Origin of the sequence: Qipengyuania citrea, assembly GCF_009828015.1 — a bacterium.
Classification (GTDB): Bacteria; Pseudomonadota; Alphaproteobacteria; order Sphingomonadales; family Sphingomonadaceae; genus Qipengyuania; species Qipengyuania citrea.
Map to the genome: position 1 here is coordinate 406,353 of NZ_WTYG01000001.1, position 15,825 is coordinate 422,177.

Sequence of the window (15,825 nt, forward strand, 5' to 3'; positions counted from 1 at the left end):
CGCAACCAGGCGTTCCGGCCATGCTTTGCATTAATGTTAGCTTTCGGGAACAGGCCCGCACCCGCGCGTTTCTCGAGGATATATCTCCAGGGTCCCCCACTCATGAAAATCGCCGTTCTCGCCCATATTCGCCATGCCATCGCCGAACCCTTCGGAGGTGGAATGGAAGCGCATTGCGACATGCTGTGCCGGGGGCTGCGGGCCGCGGGCCACCAGGTCGACCTTTTTGCCGCCGATGGTTCGCAGGACGAAAGCCTCGTGCCGATCTGTGCCGCCCCTTATGACGAAGTACTCCCATGGCGCGTGTTCCGCGGGACCAGCGAACTGGCCGCCTATCAACGCGACGCCTTCGAGCGCGTCCTGCTCGCCGTCGGCGCGGGCGCCTATGACGTGGTGCACAACAATTCGCTGTTTCCGGAAATCATCGAATGGTGCGCGCGGGCGGGGATCCCCTGCGTGACGTCGCAGCATGTCCCCCCGTTCGGGGCGATGTTCGACGCGGTCGCCGCCACGCGCGAACGGCCGAATATCGGGTTCACCGTAACCTCGCAGGACCAGCAGGCGCTGTGGGCCGATCGCGGCTGCGCGGGGCTCGACGTCGTCCCGAACGGGATCGACACGGATCGCTGGGTGCCCCTTGGCGAGTCGCAGGATTATCTGACCTGGGTGGGCCGCATCGTGCCGAACAAGGGGCTGGCCGAAGCGATCCAGGCCGCGCGCAAGGCGCGCGTCAGGCTGAGGATCTTCGGACCGGTCGAAGATGCCGGCTATTTCACCGAAAAGGTCGAGCCCTTCCTTAGCGAGGGAATCGAATTTCACGGGCACCGTTCGGGCGATCGCCTGCGCGCCGAAGTGGCCGGGGCGCAAGCAGCGCTGGTAACCCCGCTGTGGGACGAGCCCTTCGGACTGGTCGCGGCCGAGGCGCTGGCCTGCGGCACGCCGATCGCCGGTTTCGATCGCGGTGCGCTATCCGAAGTGGTCGGCGACTGCGGCGTTCTGGTGCCCGGCGGCGATATCGGCGCGCTGGCGCACGCTATCCGCAAGGTACGCAGGATCGACCGCGCGGCCTGCCGTGCACGCGCGGTCGAGAAGCTGTCGATTGCGGCGATGATCGCGGGCTACGAGCGCTGCTATGCAGGCGCCATCGCCGGAGCCCGGCTGGCGTCGCTTCCGCGCCTAGCCTGGGATTCAAGCTGCTCGAGGACCAGCGAGCTGCTAGCATAGGGTTGATGTTCCTGCTGGCGGGTCAGCGCTAGGTGGCTTTCATCGGGATCCTGCAGCTTGGTCCAGCCGCCCGCCGGATCCGGCTCGATCAGTCCCATCAGGCGGAACGCGCGCAGCCAGTGCTGCATCGTCGGCTCACCCCATTTGTCGGCGAAGACCTGCGCATTGGCGAGGACGCTGTCGAGGTGATGGACCGGGGGCATGTGGTGCTTGTGATACTGGTGATAGGCCTTCGCGCCGCGCACCCACCACAGCGGCAAGCCTTGGGCGGCGACCGTCCGACCGAAATCGGTATCTTCGCCGCCATAGCCGACATAGCGCGGGTCGAACCCGCCCACCTCTTGGAAGGTCCGGGCCGAAAGCGCGAAATTGAGCGACCAGAAGCAACGGTAATCGCCGCAGCGCCCGACCATGTCGCGCGGCGGCCCGGCCCGGTCGGCGTGTTTGACGGCAAGCCGTTCGAACGCTTCGTAATCGATGCCTGACGCGGTTGCGCCTCTTGGCAGATAGCCGACTTCTCCCATCAGCACGCCGTCGTTCGCCTCGGCAGCTGCCGCGTAATCCTCGATCAGCGAAGGCGCGGGGATGCAGTCGACATCGAGGAACACCAGCAGTTCGCCGCTTGCATGCTCGGCAGCAGTGTTCCGCGCCTCTGCCAGGCAGATGTCGCCGCTGCCCAGCATCACCTGCCGAACGGGAAACCCCGTTTCGGGCAGTTCGTATCGCTGGTCCTGCATTACCGCGACCACCAGTTCGCAAGGCGGGCGATGGGACCGGTTGAGACCGCGAACGAGGTTGCACAAATGGTCTTCGCGCCCATGCGCGAGCGTACAAACGGAAATCTTCATGCCACTATCTCCAGCGCGGGGCGGTTTTCAGTGCCCTGCCACAGCTCGCGAACGAGCCCGTCGAGCCATTCGGCCGCTTCCTCGGAAGGGTTGGTAGCGATGATCGAGCGCTGGTTTTCGACATCGATCATGCGCGCCGCGGCCCAGAGGCGCTCCCATGCAGCGGGATGCGAGGGCCAGTGGCGCGAAACCGCCGCCAGCCCTTCGCGGTCGAGCACTTCCGCCTTGCAGAACTGTTCGTCGAAATACCGCCACTCGGGAATGACGACCCATGGTTTGCCGGCAGCCAGGACCATTTGCACCGTGGTGTTCCCGCAGGACGACACGACGCGGTCGGCAGCTGCGATCCAGTCGCGCGGATTGTCGACCCAGCCGCGATGATCGAGATTGCCGGGCGGCGTCTCATGCCATTCGCTGCGCACCTGGCCGATGCTGATCCAGCGGCTCCCCGGCTCGGCGCGCGCGCCGAGCGTCAGCGGTGCAGAAGGTGTGCCCTCCCCGCCGCCGCCGGCAAGCACGAGCACGAGATCCTCCTGCAGATCGATGCCCAGTTTCGCGCGCGCCTCCGCCCGATCGGGAAAACCGGAACAATCGATCCCCACTCCCGAAGCATAATGCGTCTTGCGGCGCATGGCCGCCGGACGATCATGCTGCTCGAGCCGCTCCGAATAAGGTGCCAACAGGCCGACGGCACTGTCATAAGCCGCCATGTGCCCGGGATCGCTGCGCTCGCCATGCTGCAGAACCGCGACATGCGGGACCGAGCACAATCGCGCGAGCTGGCCGAGTTCGGCAGACACGTCAGTAATGAACAGCGCCGGCTGAGCTTCCGCGAACCATTGCGCGATTGCGGCGAAGGCCTGCGTTATCGATGGCCAGCCGAGCGGCGCGCAGTGGACGGTATCGGGAGCCGGCAGTGCGGCCATGGCCGGTGCCTCCTGCCCGGTGGGTTCGAACAGCGATGGAATGGTTTGCACCACTATACGCTCGTCGAGCGCGGCGAAGATGTCGTCCCGGGCGCAGAACAAAGTCACGCCGCGCGTTTCGATCAACGCGTTGGCAATCGCGGCCGCGCGTTCGGCGTGGCCCCGCCCCTGATGGTGAACGAAATATCCGATCGGGCCGTGCTCGCTCATGCCGGCACCCTCCCCGCCTGGCGTCCACGGACGCGCTGCGCCCGGTGATGCGCGAGTATCCCTTCCAGCGTCCCCGACGCGTGGCTTCGCCGCGCAAGGTAGACATTGGGCCGCGATGCGAGCGCCGCGACTTCCTCGGCATGATTGCCGACGAGGATGGCGTTGCGGCACGCGGTCAGCATATCGGCATCATTGCCGCTGTCGCCGGCAGCGAAGACACGGTCGAGCGGAATGCCCAGCATCGCCGCGACATGGCGCATGGCTGCCGCCTTGCCCGCCTGCCGAGGCATGATGTCGAGCAGACGGTCATGGCTGAACACCACCCGCGCCGGGATGTCGCATTGCCGCAGCCGTTCCTCGACCCGTTTGGCGAGGCCCGGACACTCGGCATAATAGCTGCGCTTGTATACCCGCTGGTCATAATCGGGCTGGGGCACGAGGCCCGGCAGCTCGGCCAGCGCGCGTTCGATCGCGCCGGGATGCCATTGGTGCCGGATCCGCTCGGCGAAACCCTGGTCGAGCGCCAGTTCGCCATCGCGTTCGACATAGATCTCGGTGCCGACCGCGGTGATCCATGCCAGCGGCAGCGGCAGTTTCCAATCGCGCACCAGCCGCCGCGCTTCCACGATCGAACGCCCGGTGGCAATCACGAAACCGAAGTCCCGTTGCCGCCGGAAAAACTGCCCGATCCGGGTCACCCCGTGATCGCAACCGGTCAGAGTGTTGTCGAGATCGCTGACCAGCAGGCTGGCCGGCGCGATGCAGCGGGCGGGCGTCGCTGCGACGATATCGCGCGCAATCGCGAGAAAACCCGCGGCATAGGCATCCCAGTTTACGCCGAGACTGTTGGTCCGCGCGTTGCGAGCGCAGCGCTTCCACAGTGCGGTGTCGGTGACCAGTCGCTCGATCGCTCCTCCGATCGCCGTCTCGTCCTGCGGGTCGACCAGCAGTCCATGCTCGAGTTCGCCGATGATATCCTGTGGGCCGCCGATCTTGGTCGCCACGACCGGAAGGCCATGCGCCGCAGCTTCCACCAGCGTAAGCCCATAGGGCTCCATCAGCGCCGGATTGACGAAGACCCCGCCCGTCCGCGCGGCGAGTTCGTAAAGCGCGCCGACCTGTTCGCGCGTATGGGCTTTGGGGTAGGCGACCCGTCCGTACAGATCGTGCCGGTCGACCGCGTCGACAAGACCCTGCAGCACCTGCTGCTGCTCGACCTCGCCCGATGACAGGTCGTCGCGTAGGCCCGCGAGGACCACCAGGTTGCAGCGCTCACGCAGCACCGCATTGGTACCGAAGGAATCGATCAGCCGGACGAGGTTCTTCTTGTGCACCGGGCGCGCGATCGCCAGCACGATCGGCTTGGACGGATCGCGCAGGAACGGCGAGACGAGTTCGCGCGCCGGGAAATCGTCATAGCCGCCGCGTCGCGAGACGCCGGGAACCAGCCGATGGATCTTGCCGATGCGGGTAGAGGGATAGGCGGTCAGCTGCCGTTCGCATTCATCGCGCGACGAACCGATGACCGCACGCGCATGCGCGATTGCACGGTCTTCCTCCTCGATCCTCGCATTGATCGCAGCGCTTGGGCTGGCAAGAGCGCGGCGCTTGTCCATGCCGAGCGAATGCGCCGTGTAGACGAACGGTATGCCCAAGGCATCTTCCACTCGCCGCGCGACATCGGCAGCGTCAGCGAAATGCGCATGGATGAGGTCGGGAAGCCGCTCGCGCTGCGCAAGTTCGGCAATCAGCGCTTCGGCAAAAGCGTCGCGGTCCGCGCTGAGCGCTTCCTTGGCGAGGTACCGGCGGTCGCCGCTGTCGATTCGCCGGATGACGAGCTTGGCACCCAGCCATTCTTCCGGCTGCGCATGCGCTGTCCCCAGACGAGGATCGTCGAACCGCCGCGTGACGATTTCGGCCATTTCGACATCGTCGCGGCGCGCTAGCGCTTCCATCTCGCCGAGGATGTAGGTGATATGTCCACCAGTATCCTCTGTGACCCCATAACGGACGGGTTCACCCTTCAGGCAGCCACCAAGCGCGACCGATACAATATGCACAACACGTTCCTTAATGACCCTGCGTGCCTAACGGTCGCGGTGCAGTCCGGGTCCCCCAACCAACCAATGTTTATGCTGGATACGCAGCGGCGGCCGGGTGTTTGCCGATGCCGCGAACGGCGCGTGGCTATCGGGAAAGCGCGTCGAGTGCAGCAGGCGTGTCGACATCGGCCAGCATGTGACCATTTGCAGGTATCAGCGTGTCGGTTTCGCCCAAGTCGAGATGCCTGGCACCGCGTTCGCCGGTAAGCGTCTGCAGCGCGGCGAATGCTTTCTTGGGGAATGCCGCCGGAGGCCCTTCCGCCCCGTCGTCATAACGCGTGAACACGGTTTCCCTAAGCCGGGCAAGATCACGAAAGTGACCGGGTTCGACCAGCGGCATGTCTGCAAGGGCAATCACCAAGCGTTCGCACTTCGGTGCTGCAGCGGCGACACCGGCCGCGATCGAACTGCCCATGCCTTCATCGGCATGGTGGTTGATCACTACCTCCCACCCCGCGCGCGGGCACAGCGACGAATCCGGCCGGCACACGAGATAACGCTGAGAGAAACCCGCCTTTTCGGCCGCCCGGGCCGCCCAATTCCACAGCGGCTTGCCGCGCAGGTCCCGGGAGAGCTTGTCGCCGCCGAAACGCGTACCGCGCCCGGCAGCGAGCAGGATGATGCCGATCCCTCGATCAAGCGGCGGCACGCAACTGCTCGTACTCACCGACGATTTCCGCAAGCGCCGAAAGCGCGAGCGCAGTGGGATTCTTGCAGCCGGGAATGAGTCCGATCGGGCTGCGGATGCGGGCACGGTCTTCTTCGCTCACGCCCCTTGCCGCCAGAGCCATGGCGCGTTCGACCCGGGCATTCTCGCCCCCCTGCGCGCCAATGTAGAACATTTGCGAAGCAAGTGCCTGCTCGAGCAGCGCCGCTTCCCATTCGTGGTCGTGGAATAGCAGCAAACCCGCGGTCCAGCGGTCGCCCGTCAGTCCGCGCGCAGCTTGCCCAATGACCAGATCGGCGCGGCTGAACGGCCGGCACCGCACGCCCATCGCAGCGCAGAGCCCCGTGACGGCGGCAAGTTCCGGGCCTTCACCCAGTACGTTGAGCTGCATGCGCGGAATATAGGTACGGCGTGCCAGCGGCGATGTTGCGGGCAGGACCAGGGAGGCGGGGTCGCGCTGCTCCAGAGCATCCACCGCGGCACGGATGGCGTTCCGGTCGGGCGCGGGATCGAGCAATATATCGAGCCCCCCGCCGCACGGCAGGCGGAAATCGATCTTCGGCGATCCGCGTCCATAGCGGACCACTTCGGGGGAATGCAGCGCGGATACATCCGTCGCCAGCTGCGCTTCGAGACATCCGTCCGAAAGGCTTCCGACAGTGGAACCATCGGCGCGAATTGCCAGCTGCGCCCCCACGCGCCGCGAAAAACTGCCTTCGATCCCTACGATCGTACACAAGGCTGTTCCCGGTTCGCACGCGGCGTAAAGCGCGGCATGGTCCTCGTCGGCGGAAAGATGGAGAGCCGGGTCGGCCAGCATCAATCGGGCATGCACGCCAGCACGCGGTCGGGCGTCATCGGGTAATCGAAAAGCCGCGCACCGCAGGCGTTGTAGATCGCATTGCCGATCGCCGCGGCGCCGCCGCACATCCCCAATTCGCCGATCCCCTTGGCCTGGATCGGGCTGGCCGCAGGATCGCGTTCCTCGACCATGATCACTTCCAGATCGGGCACGTCGCGGTGCACGGGGACATGGTATTCGGCAAGATCGCAGTTCACCAGATGCCCGTCGCGCGGATCGAATTCGAGCGCCTCGGTCAGCGCGGCGCCGATGCTCCAGGTAATCCCGCCGAGGCACTGCGAACGCGCCGTCTTGCGGTTGAGCACGCGGCCGAAGCCGAATGCGCCCAGCATCCGGTCGACCCGGCTCTCGCCAGTGAAGTGGTTGACGCGGACCTGGGCAAAGAATGCCCCGAAGCCCGCTGCGGTGAAATCGTCGGCGATGGCGCCGGGCTCGTAATGCCCTTCGCGCGCCAGCGGTTCACCCGCCAGCACCTGCGCCAGCGAATGTCCGCCCGCGACCTTGCCATCGGCAAGATCGAGCTTGGTTTCGGTAACGCCGACCCGATCGGCCAGCTCTTCACGCAGCGCCTTGCACGCGACGTAAACCGCCGAGCCGCTGGACGATGCGCCCCAGCTACCGCCCGAACCGGGACCACGCGGATGGCGCGTGTCACCCAGATCGACCAGCACGTTTTCGGGATCGAGTCCGAGCATTTCGCCCGCGATCTGTGCGAGGATCGTATAGGTCCCGGTGCCGATATCGGTCATGTCGGTTTCGACCAGTGCGGTGCCATCGGGCTTGAGCGTAACGCGCGCCTTGGCTTCGCCGACATTGTGAACCCGGGCAGCGCTGGCCATCCCGGTCCCGACCCACCATTCGCCTTTGCGCTTCTGCCGCGGTTTGCGCGGGCCGCTATCCCAGCCGAACGCCTCCGCCCCTTCGCGCAGGCATTCGGCCAGCTTGTGCGAGGAGAACGGCAGGCCTTCTTCGGGGTTTTCCTTGGGTATGTTGCGCAGGCGCAATTCGACCGGATCAATGCCAGCCCGTTCGGCGAGGACATCCATGGCGCCTTCGAGCGCGGGCATGCCCACCGCTTCACCCGGCGCACGGACCGAGCCCGCGGTCATACGGTGGATCCGTGCGACTTCGAGCATCAGCTTGCGGTTTTGCGCTGCATACAGGAAGTGCGAGGACTGCAGCACCGGTTCGGCGAAGGTTTCGCCGGGCAGATTCGAGACCAGCGCCTCGTGGCCGAAACCGGTAAGCCGGCCTTTCTGATCGGCGGCGAGACGCAGCCGCTGCGTGGTTTCGGAGCGGCGCATGATGCACTGGAATACCTGCTGGCGCGACATCACCACGCGCACCGGTCGTTCAAGCTGCATGGCGGCGATGGCCGCGGCGACCGTTTCCTCGCTCACACCCAGCTTCGATCCGAAGCCGCCGCCGACGAAACGCGAGACCAGCCGCACCTTTTCTTCCGGAAGGTCGATCGCATCGGCCAGCTCCGAAATATTGTAATTGAGCATTTGCAGCGACGCATGAACCGTCAGCTGATCGCCGTCCCACTGCGCGATCGCGGCATGCGGCTCCATCGCCGCCGAGGCGTGGCCCTTGGTCGTGAAAGTGACATCGACGCTGTGCGCAGCTTCGCTCATTGCATGGACGAGATCGCCCTGCCGGACGGTTTCGTCTTCCTGTTCCTCGGGCTCGACTGCGTCCGGTGACAGCGGCGCGCCATCGTGGGGGCGGTATTCCACTGCCAGGTGCTTGGCCGCATCGCGCGCCTGTTCGAAAGTTTCCGCGACCACGAGTGCGATCGGCTGCCCCCAGTAGCAAACCGTGCGCGGCGACTGCTGCGGGGCTTCGTTGGCAGTGCCCTGCGCCGCGCGCGTAGTCAGCCGCGGATCGTCTATGACCGCGATGACCCCGGGCATGCCGAGGACGCTGTCCTTGTCGATTTTCAGGATTTCGCCGCGCGTGATCGTCGCTGTGGCGAGGACGCCTTCGACGCAGCCTTCGATCGGGTATTCGGCCGCATAGGGCGCCGTACCGGTAACCTTGGCGAGGCCTTCGACACGCGAAATCGGCTGCCCGATCACGCCCTGCTTCATCCCGTCGAGGCGGTTCGAGGTGTCGGGTTCGTCCTGCTTGAGATGCACCGTCATGCCGCGTCCTCCACCGCCTGGGCCAGTACCGCGTGGAGCGTGCGGCGCGCCAGCGGAATCTTGAAATCGTTCTCGCCATAACCGCGGGCATCTTCGAGCAGCAGATCGGCGGCCGCGTCGTAAAGCTGTGCCGACGGGGCGGCACCTTCGAGCAAATCGCTGATCCGCAGATCGTGCCAAGGCTTGTGCGCCAGACCGCCGAAGGAAAGGTCCGCGCGGGCAATCACCCCGTCACGCATTTCGACGATCGCTGCAATCGATACGAGCGCAAAGGCATAGGACGAGCGTTCGCGCACCTTGCGATAGAGCTGCACGCCCGCGACCGGAGCCGGCAGCGTGACTGCAGTGATGACTTCACCGTCCTCGAGCACGTTCTCGCGCCACGGGGTATCGCCCGGCAGGCAATGGAAATCGCGGACGGGGACCGAACGTTCGGCGCCATCGACCGAAGCGATCTGCACTGTCGCATCGAGCGCACTGAGCGCGACCGCCATATCCCCGGGATAGGTGGCAATGCATTCATCGCTGGTGCCGAGCACGGCGTGCAGCTTGGCCACCCCGTCGATCGCGCCGCAACCGCTGCCCGGTTCGCGCTTGTTGCACGGCTGGTCGATATTCATGAAATAGAAGCAGCGGGTGCGCTGGCACAGATTGCCGCCGGTGGTCGCCTTGTTCCGCAATTGCTGCGTCGCGCCGGCAAGGATCGCCCGCGCCAGCACCGGATAGTCGGACCGCACGCGCGGGTGAACCGCAGTCGCAGTGTTGGTGGCAAGTGCGCCGATCCGTAGGCCGCCATCGTCGGCATCTTCGATTTCGGCAAAACCGGCGCGGTTGATATCGACGAGTTCGCCGGGGGTTTCGACCTGCAGCTTCATCAGGTCGAGCAAGTTGCTGCCGCCCGCAATCGCCATCGCATCCGCACCGGCGACCAGCCGGGCGGCATCGCCCAAGGTGCGGGCACGTTCGTACTGGAAGGGCCTCATGCGCTCGTCTCCGTCGCCGCGTCGCGGATCGCAGCGACGATGTTGGCATAGGCACCGCAGCGGCACAGATTGCCGCTCATCCGCTCGCGGATTTCCTCGCCCGATATCTCGATTTTTCCTTCGAGATCGTTGCTCGCATCGCTCGGCCAGTCATTGGCGAGTTCTTCGAGCATGGCGGTGGCGGAACAGATCTGACCGGGCGTGCAATAACCGCATTGGAAGCCGTCTTGGTCCACAAAGGCACGCTGCAACGGCGATGGATCCTCGGGCGTGCCAAGCCCTTCGATCGTCGTCACGCTATCGCCTTCGTGCATCGCCGCCAGCGTCAGGCAGCTGTTGATGCGGATGCCGTTGACGATCACCGTACAGGCCCCGCACTGCCCATGGTCGCAGCCCTTTTTCGAGCCGGTCAGGCCGAGATCGCGGCGCAGGAAATCGAGCAGGGTGATCCGCGGATCGTCGGGAAGGGAACGCTGGGTTCCGTTTACGGAAATGGTCTCGCCCAAGAAGGCCTCCTTTTATCCGACAAAGCCCCAAACTGCGAAAGGTGCCCGCATTTCTGCCGCGCACAAAGCACTGCAACTAAAGATCGGGCAGCCGCTGCTCGGCAAAACCCCATCCCTGCAATGATTTAGAAGCTGCCCGGTCGAGCAGGGTCTTGGCATCGTCGATCGAATAGGGATGTGCGTTCTCCATCGTCTTGAGCTCGTTCCAGGCCAGCGGAATGGCCACCGGCGCACCCGAGCGCGCCCGCGCCGAATAGGGCACCACTGCCGTCGCCCCGCGCTGGTTGCGCAGCCAGTCGATGAAGATCCGCCCCTTGCGCTTGGCCTTGCTCATGGCGGCGGTGAAGCGGTCGGGCTCGGCCATGCTCAGCGCCTCGGCGAACCGGCGCGAGAAATCCTTGTGCGCCTCCCAGTCATGGCCGGGCGTCAGCGGCACCACCACATGCACGCCCTTGCCGCCGGTCAGCATGGCAAAGCTGGTCAGGCCGAGATCGGCCAGCTGGGCGCGGATGTCGCGCGCCGCCTGTTTGACCTCGTCGAACCCCAGCCCCTCGTCGGGATCGAGATCGAAGATCATCCGGTCGGGCCATTCGACCGCATCGGAACGCGCGCACCAGGCGTGAAATTCGATCGTCCCCATCTGCACGCATTGCAGCAGCCCGCGCGCATCGTCGATGAACAGGTAATCCTCGTGCCCGCCGTCCTTCTCGCGGATCGGCACGGGGTGCACCGCATCGCCGAAGCTGCCGCTGTCATGCTTCTGGAAGAAACACTTCTTCGCCCGGCCCGAAGGGCAGCGCACCAGGCTGATCGGGCGCCGCGCGGCGAAGGGCAGCATGATCGCCGCCACGGCCTCGTAATAGTCCGCCAGCGCGCCCTTCGTCTGGCCGCTGTCGGGAAAGATCACCCGGTCGCGGCTGGAAATCTTGATCGCGTCGCTGGTCTCGGCCGGTTTGGCCGGCGTTTCCGGCTGCACGCTGCTCGCATCCTTGTCGCCGCGCAGACCCACATAGCTGCCGTGGCGGACATTCCCGTCGGCGGTAAACTCGGCAAAAGCGATTTCCGCGACCAGCTTGGGCGTGACCCAAGTGACCCCGCGCGACGAGGTCCGGTCGACTTCCGCCGGCGGGGTCTTGCGCGCCAACCGCTTCATCTTGCCCGCGAGTTCGTCGAGATCGTCGGCGGAAAATCCGGTGCCGACATTGCCTTTGTAGACGAGGTCGTCGCCCTCGTGCTGCGCGACCAGCAGCGAAGCGAACGGCCGCCCCTTCGCGCTCGACTTCTTCCATCCGATGATCACGAATTCCTGTCGCCGCGTGCATTTGACCTTCACCCAGGCCTTGCTGCGGCGCCCGGCATATTTGCCATCGACGGTCTTGGAGATGATGCCTTCCTGCCCCGCATCGCACATCGCGCGATAGAGGTGTTCGCCCGCGCCCAACACGTGTTCGGCGACATGGATCGGCGGATCGGCGGAATCGAGCAGCGCTTCGAGCCGCTCCTTGCGTTCGATATTGGGCAGGCCGGTCAGATCCTCGCCATCGAGTTCGAGCAGGTCGAAGGCATGCAGGGCGAGCTTGTCCTCCTTGCCCTGCGATCCGTGCCCGCGCTTGAGCACTTGTTGCAGGGTGGAGAAATCGGGATTGCCCTTGCCGTCGTAAGCGACGACTTCGCCGTCGATCAGACACGAGGGCAGGTCGAGCGCGGCAATCGCCTCGACCAGCGGGCCGAACTTGTCGGTCCAGTCCTTGCCGTTGCGGGTGAACACGCGGACGGTATCGCCCTTGACCGCCACCAGCGTGCGATAGCCGTCGAACTTGATCTCGTGCATCCAGCGATTGCCGGCGGGCACGTCGTCGACCAGCGTCGCGAGCTGCGGCTTGCGGTAATCGGGCAGCGGGGCGGCCTTGCGGCGTTTGGGCCTCGATTTGCCGGCGTTGCGCGCGGAGGCCTTCTGCATCTGCGCAAGGAAGGCATCGTCCTTCTTTCCTGCCAGCGGGTATTCGCCCTGCTTGTCGCTGGCGATCTCGGCCATCGAACGCCCGGTCAGCACGCTGGTCAATTCGCGCTGGACCAGCCCGTCGCCCGCTTCGGCATTGTCGTCCTGCAATTTGCGCAGCAGCCAGTTCTCACGTTTCTCGCCGGGCTTTTGCTTCAGCCGGATCAGCAGCCATTCGCCCTTCATCCGCTCGCCTTCGAGACAGAAGTGCAAATGCCCTTCCTCCAGGTCGCTCGCGCTCTTGCCCTCGATCGGCTGCCACGTCCCGCGGTCCCACAGCATCACCGTGCCGCCGCCATATTCGCCCCTGGGGATCACGCCTTCGAAATCGGCATAGGACATAGGGTGATCTTCGGTCCGCACCGCCAGCCGCTTGATATCGGGATCGGGCGACGGCCCCCTGGTCACCGCCCAGCTCTTGAGCACGCCATCGACCTCGAGCCGCAAGTCCCAGTGCAGGCGGGTCGCATCATGTTTCTGGACGATGAAGCGGTTGCCGGTCTCGCTGGCGAGCGGCTCGCCCGCCGGTTCGGGGGTCAGCGAAAAATCCCGCTTGGCGTTGTATTCGGCGAGGGGGTCCTTGCGCGCAGCCATAGCCTAGGCGGACTTCTTACGCCGCGAGGTCTTCTTGGGCTTCTCCTCCCCGACCGACTTCTTGAGCGCTGCCATCAGGTCGATGACGTTGGAGCCGCCACCAGTATCGGGATCGTCGACATCCTCGATCACCGCGGTCTTGCTCTTCGACTTCGCCTTCTTGTCGATCAGCTTGCGCAGCGCCTGACCATAGCGATCCTCGAATTCACTCGCATCGAAGGGCGCGCTCTTCTGCTCGATCAGCGTGTTCGCCAGCTCGAGCAGTTCCTTCTTCGGCTTGGCATCGTCGATATCGTCGAAGAACGCCTGCCCTGCGCGCACTTCGTCGGCATAACGCAGCGTTTCGAGCAGCAGTCCCTTGCCGCATGGTTTCACCGCGACCAGTTTCTCGCTGCCGCGCACCGACAGCTGGCCCAGCGCGACCTTCTTCGCCTTGCGCAGGGCCTCGCGCAGCACGATGAAGGCTTCTTCGGCAAGTTCGTCCTGCGGCGCGACGTAATAGGGCTTCTCGAAATAGAGCGGGTCGATTTCGCACGCATCGACGAACTGCACCAGTTCCAGCGTCCGCTTGCTCTCGATCCTGACCGCGTCCATCTCGTCCTCGTTGAGCAGGACGTAATTGCCCTTCGAAACCTCGTAGCCCTTGATGATCTCGTCGCGGTCGACGGGGCCGATCCCGGGCACGACCTTCTCGTAGGAGATGCGTTTGCCGCTGGGTTCGTGGATCTGGTTGAACCGGATCTTCGCCCCCGATTTGGTCGCCGAGTAGATTTCGACCGGGATCGAAACCAGCGCCAGCCTGATCTGCCCCTGCCAATATGCGCGTGCTGCCATGTGCCTTCCCTTCAGGCGAAACAGCGCTCCATTCCCCTATGCGTTCCGGAGCGCAGCCCGCTGGACGAGGTCACGCAGGCTGAACGGGGGCGGTCAAGGCCATCAGACAGGCATGCATCGTGGCGACGACGGATTCAATTTCCGCGCGCGTCGTCGTACTGAGTTTCAGGCCCACGATCGAATGGTGCAGCATCTCGCCAAGGCCGCGCGGGGTGATCGAACGGCGCTCGAGATCGGCCTCGTAAGGCAGCAGGAATTCACACAGATTGCGCCGCGCGCCGAGGTGGACCTCGGTCAGTTCCTGCTTGAGCGTCGTGGCCAGTTCGAGCTCGAGCTCATCGGCATGCGGCATCGCCTGGATCGATTCCCACGATTCCAGAACCAGCTTCTCGAGCAAGAGCCGGAACCGGGCATCGCGGGGCGCGTCGTCGTCGCAGCCTTCCCGGATCGCGTTCCATTTCGATGCGAAGTGATACCGCGACACCGCGACCAGCAACGCCTCGCGGTTGGGGAAGATATTGTATATTGTCTGGCGCGAAACCCCCGCCGCTGCGGCGATGTCGCTCATTGTCGCACGGCGGACACCATATTGGCTTATGACCGCGTATCCCGCCGCCGCGATTTTGCAGGCTCTCTCTTCCATGCAGGTTATTTCGACATCCAATGCAAAAATGTCAATTTACAGTTGTACCGAAAATGTAAAAACGCGCCAGTAGCCGAACGCCGTCGCAGGGTGATTCGCATGTAAGGAATTCCAATGACGCACCTTCGCACTCTGCTCCTGTTCGTTCTCGGTCTGGCCGCCGCCGCATGCTCGTCACCCGATCAGTCGCCGCAGGGCCAGGCAATCCCGGTCCGCACCATCACCGTCGCGCAGGCGGATATCGACAATGTCCTCGAACTGCCTGGCCGGGTGGAACCGGTCCGCGTCGCCGAAGTGCGTGCGCGCGTCACCGGCATCGTCCAGCAGCGCCTGTATGAAGAAGGCACCGACGTCGGACAGGGACAGCCACTGTTCCGCATCGATCCGGCCGAATTGCGCGCCAGCTACGCGCAGACGCAGGCCAGCCTCGAACGTGCGAAGGCCACGGCGGCCAATGCCAATGCCGTGGTGCAGCGCTATCGCCCGCTGGTCGAGGAAAACGCCATCAGCGGCCAGGAATTCGACGCGGCACAGGCCGCCGCGCGCGAGGCGAATGCCAATGTCGCGCAGATCCAGGCCCAGTTGAAATCGGCATCGCTCCAACTGGGCTACACCACCGTTCGCGCGCCGATCGCCGGACGCGCGGGGCGTGCCGCAGTGACCGAAGGCGCGCTCGTCTCGCAGCCCGAAGGCACGCTGATGACGCGGATCGAGCAGGTTTCGCCGATCTACGTATCCTTTTCGCAGTCCGCTACCGAAGTGCTGCAGATCCGCCGCGCGATTGCCGCTGGCGAGCTGGCACTGTCGGCCGATGACGCCGTCGAGGTCCGGCTGGTGTTCCCCGACGGGACCGAATACGAGATTCCCGGGCTGATCGAATTCCTCGACTTTACTGTCGACGAAGCCACCGGCACCATCGAATTGCGCGCCGAATTTCCCAATCCCGACGGGCTGCTGCTGTCGGGTGAATTCGTCAACGCGCGCATTTATGCGGGCAAGGCGACCGACGTCATCGCGATCCCGCAGGCAGCGGTGACCGTGGCCGATTCCGGTGGTACGGTGATGATCGTCGACAAGGACGGCAAGGCCGCGCTGCGGCCGATCAAGCTGGGCCGGCTGGTGGGTGACAAATGGGTCGTGGAAAGCGGCCTTCAGCCGGGCGACAGGGTCATCGTGTCGAACCTGCAAAAGTTGCAGCCGGGCATGCCGGTGCAGATCGCCAACACTCCCAATGGCCGCGCCGCCGCTCCTGCCGCACCCGCCGCGAAGGCTGACTGATC

At 64.9% G+C, this 15,825-nt stretch carries 13 protein-coding genes; 2 read left to right on the plus strand and 11 right to left on the minus strand.

The features are described 5' to 3' along the window. Positions 1-102: 102 nt before the first annotated feature. Positions 103-1,224, plus strand: a complete 1,122-nt coding sequence (locus GRI55_RS01830; RefSeq protein ID WP_160766010.1) for a glycosyltransferase family 4 protein — start codon at positions 103-105, stop codon at positions 1,222-1,224. Here the strand turns inward: GRI55_RS01830 and GRI55_RS01835 are convergent. From GRI55_RS01835 to GRI55_RS01885, 11 genes are all read right to left on the minus strand, one after another. After that, positions 1,131-2,072, minus strand: a complete 942-nt coding sequence (locus GRI55_RS01835; protein ID WP_160766011.1) for a glycosyltransferase family 2 protein — start codon at positions 2,070-2,072, stop codon at positions 1,131-1,133. The two genes, GRI55_RS01830 and GRI55_RS01835, sit on opposite strands and share 94 nt — an antisense overlap. Then, complete coding sequence (locus GRI55_RS01840) at positions 2,069-3,208, minus strand: glycosyltransferase family protein (protein ID WP_063511020.1); 1,140 nt, start codon at positions 3,206-3,208, stop codon at positions 2,069-2,071. Before GRI55_RS01840 ends, GRI55_RS01835 begins: the two co-directional genes overlap by 4 nt. Further along, complete coding sequence (locus tag GRI55_RS01845) at positions 3,205-5,268, minus strand: HAD-IIB family hydrolase (RefSeq protein WP_160766012.1); 2,064 nt, start codon at positions 5,266-5,268, stop codon at positions 3,205-3,207. Before GRI55_RS01845 ends, GRI55_RS01840 begins: the two co-directional genes overlap by 4 nt. 127 nt (positions 5,269-5,395) lie before the next feature. Further along, positions 5,396-5,959, minus strand: coding sequence for a nucleotidyltransferase family protein (locus GRI55_RS01850; protein WP_160766013.1), 564 nt, complete (start codon positions 5,957-5,959; stop codon positions 5,396-5,398). Further along, positions 5,946-6,797 (minus strand): XdhC family protein, encoded by an 852-nt coding sequence (locus GRI55_RS01855; protein ID WP_082847619.1) that lies wholly within the window; start codon positions 6,795-6,797, stop codon positions 5,946-5,948. Before GRI55_RS01855 ends, GRI55_RS01850 begins: the two co-directional genes overlap by 14 nt. Next, on the minus strand, positions 6,797-8,986 hold the full coding sequence (locus tag GRI55_RS01860) for a xanthine dehydrogenase family protein molybdopterin-binding subunit (RefSeq protein WP_160766014.1): 2,190 nt from the start codon (positions 8,984-8,986) through the stop codon (positions 6,797-6,799). Before GRI55_RS01860 ends, GRI55_RS01855 begins: the two co-directional genes overlap by 1 nt. Further along, a complete protein-coding gene (locus GRI55_RS01865; RefSeq protein ID WP_160766015.1) occupies positions 8,983-9,969 on the minus strand; it encodes an FAD binding domain-containing protein in 987 nt (328 codons plus the stop codon). The genes GRI55_RS01860 and GRI55_RS01865 overlap by 4 nt, the downstream gene beginning before the upstream one ends. Then, complete coding sequence (locus GRI55_RS01870) at positions 9,966-10,475, minus strand: 2Fe-2S iron-sulfur cluster-binding protein (RefSeq protein WP_160766016.1); 510 nt, start codon at positions 10,473-10,475, stop codon at positions 9,966-9,968. The genes GRI55_RS01865 and GRI55_RS01870 overlap by 4 nt, the downstream gene beginning before the upstream one ends. 76 nt (positions 10,476-10,551) lie before the next feature. Further along, positions 10,552-13,068, minus strand: coding sequence for a DNA ligase D (gene ligD / locus GRI55_RS01875; protein ID WP_160766017.1), 2,517 nt, complete (start codon positions 13,066-13,068; stop codon positions 10,552-10,554). Between the two features lie 3 nt (positions 13,069-13,071). Beyond that, complete coding sequence (gene ku, locus GRI55_RS01880; protein ID WP_160766018.1) at positions 13,072-13,902, minus strand: non-homologous end joining protein Ku; 831 nt, start codon at positions 13,900-13,902, stop codon at positions 13,072-13,074. Positions 13,903-13,972: 70 nt separating this feature from the next. Continuing rightward, entirely contained in the window at positions 13,973-14,545 is a 573-nt protein-coding gene (locus GRI55_RS01885; protein WP_082835548.1) for a TetR/AcrR family transcriptional regulator, read from the minus strand. Positions 14,546-14,659: 114 nt separating this feature from the next. On the opposite strand from GRI55_RS01885, the gene GRI55_RS01890 reads away from it, so the two are divergent. After that, entirely contained in the window at positions 14,660-15,823 is a 1,164-nt protein-coding gene (locus tag GRI55_RS01890) for an efflux RND transporter periplasmic adaptor subunit (protein ID WP_160766019.1), read from the plus strand. Positions 15,824-15,825: the final 2 nt, after the last annotated feature.

What these genes read in the sequence shown, in the direction of transcription:
- ligD (WP_160766017.1), bottom strand. Translation starts at nt 13,068, where the DNA reads ATGGCTGCGCGCAAGGACCCCCTCGCCGAATACAACGCCAAGCGGGAT.
- GRI55_RS01835 (WP_160766011.1), bottom strand. Translation starts at nt 2,072, where the DNA reads ATGAAGATTTCCGTTTGTACGCTCGCGCATGGGCGCGAAGACCATTTG.
- ku (WP_160766018.1), bottom strand. Translation starts at nt 13,902, where the DNA reads ATGGCAGCACGCGCATATTGGCAGGGGCAGATCAGGCTGGCGCTGGTT.
- GRI55_RS01865 (WP_160766015.1), bottom strand. Translation starts at nt 9,969, where the DNA reads ATGAGGCCCTTCCAGTACGAACGTGCCCGCACCTTGGGCGATGCCGCC.
- GRI55_RS01855 (WP_082847619.1), bottom strand. Translation starts at nt 6,797, where the DNA reads ATGCTGGCCGACCCGGCTCTCCATCTTTCCGCCGACGAGGACCATGCC.
- GRI55_RS01840 (WP_063511020.1), bottom strand. Translation starts at nt 3,208, where the DNA reads ATGAGCGAGCACGGCCCGATCGGATATTTCGTTCACCATCAGGGGCGG.
- GRI55_RS01830 (WP_160766010.1), top strand. Translation starts at nt 103, where the DNA reads ATGAAAATCGCCGTTCTCGCCCATATTCGCCATGCCATCGCCGAACCC.
- GRI55_RS01860 (WP_160766014.1), bottom strand. Translation starts at nt 8,986, where the DNA reads ATGACGGTGCATCTCAAGCAGGACGAACCCGACACCTCGAACCGCCTC.
- GRI55_RS01885 (WP_082835548.1), bottom strand. Translation starts at nt 14,545, where the DNA reads ATGGAAGAGAGAGCCTGCAAAATCGCGGCGGCGGGATACGCGGTCATA.
- GRI55_RS01890 (WP_160766019.1), top strand. Translation starts at nt 14,660, where the DNA reads ATGACGCACCTTCGCACTCTGCTCCTGTTCGTTCTCGGTCTGGCCGCC.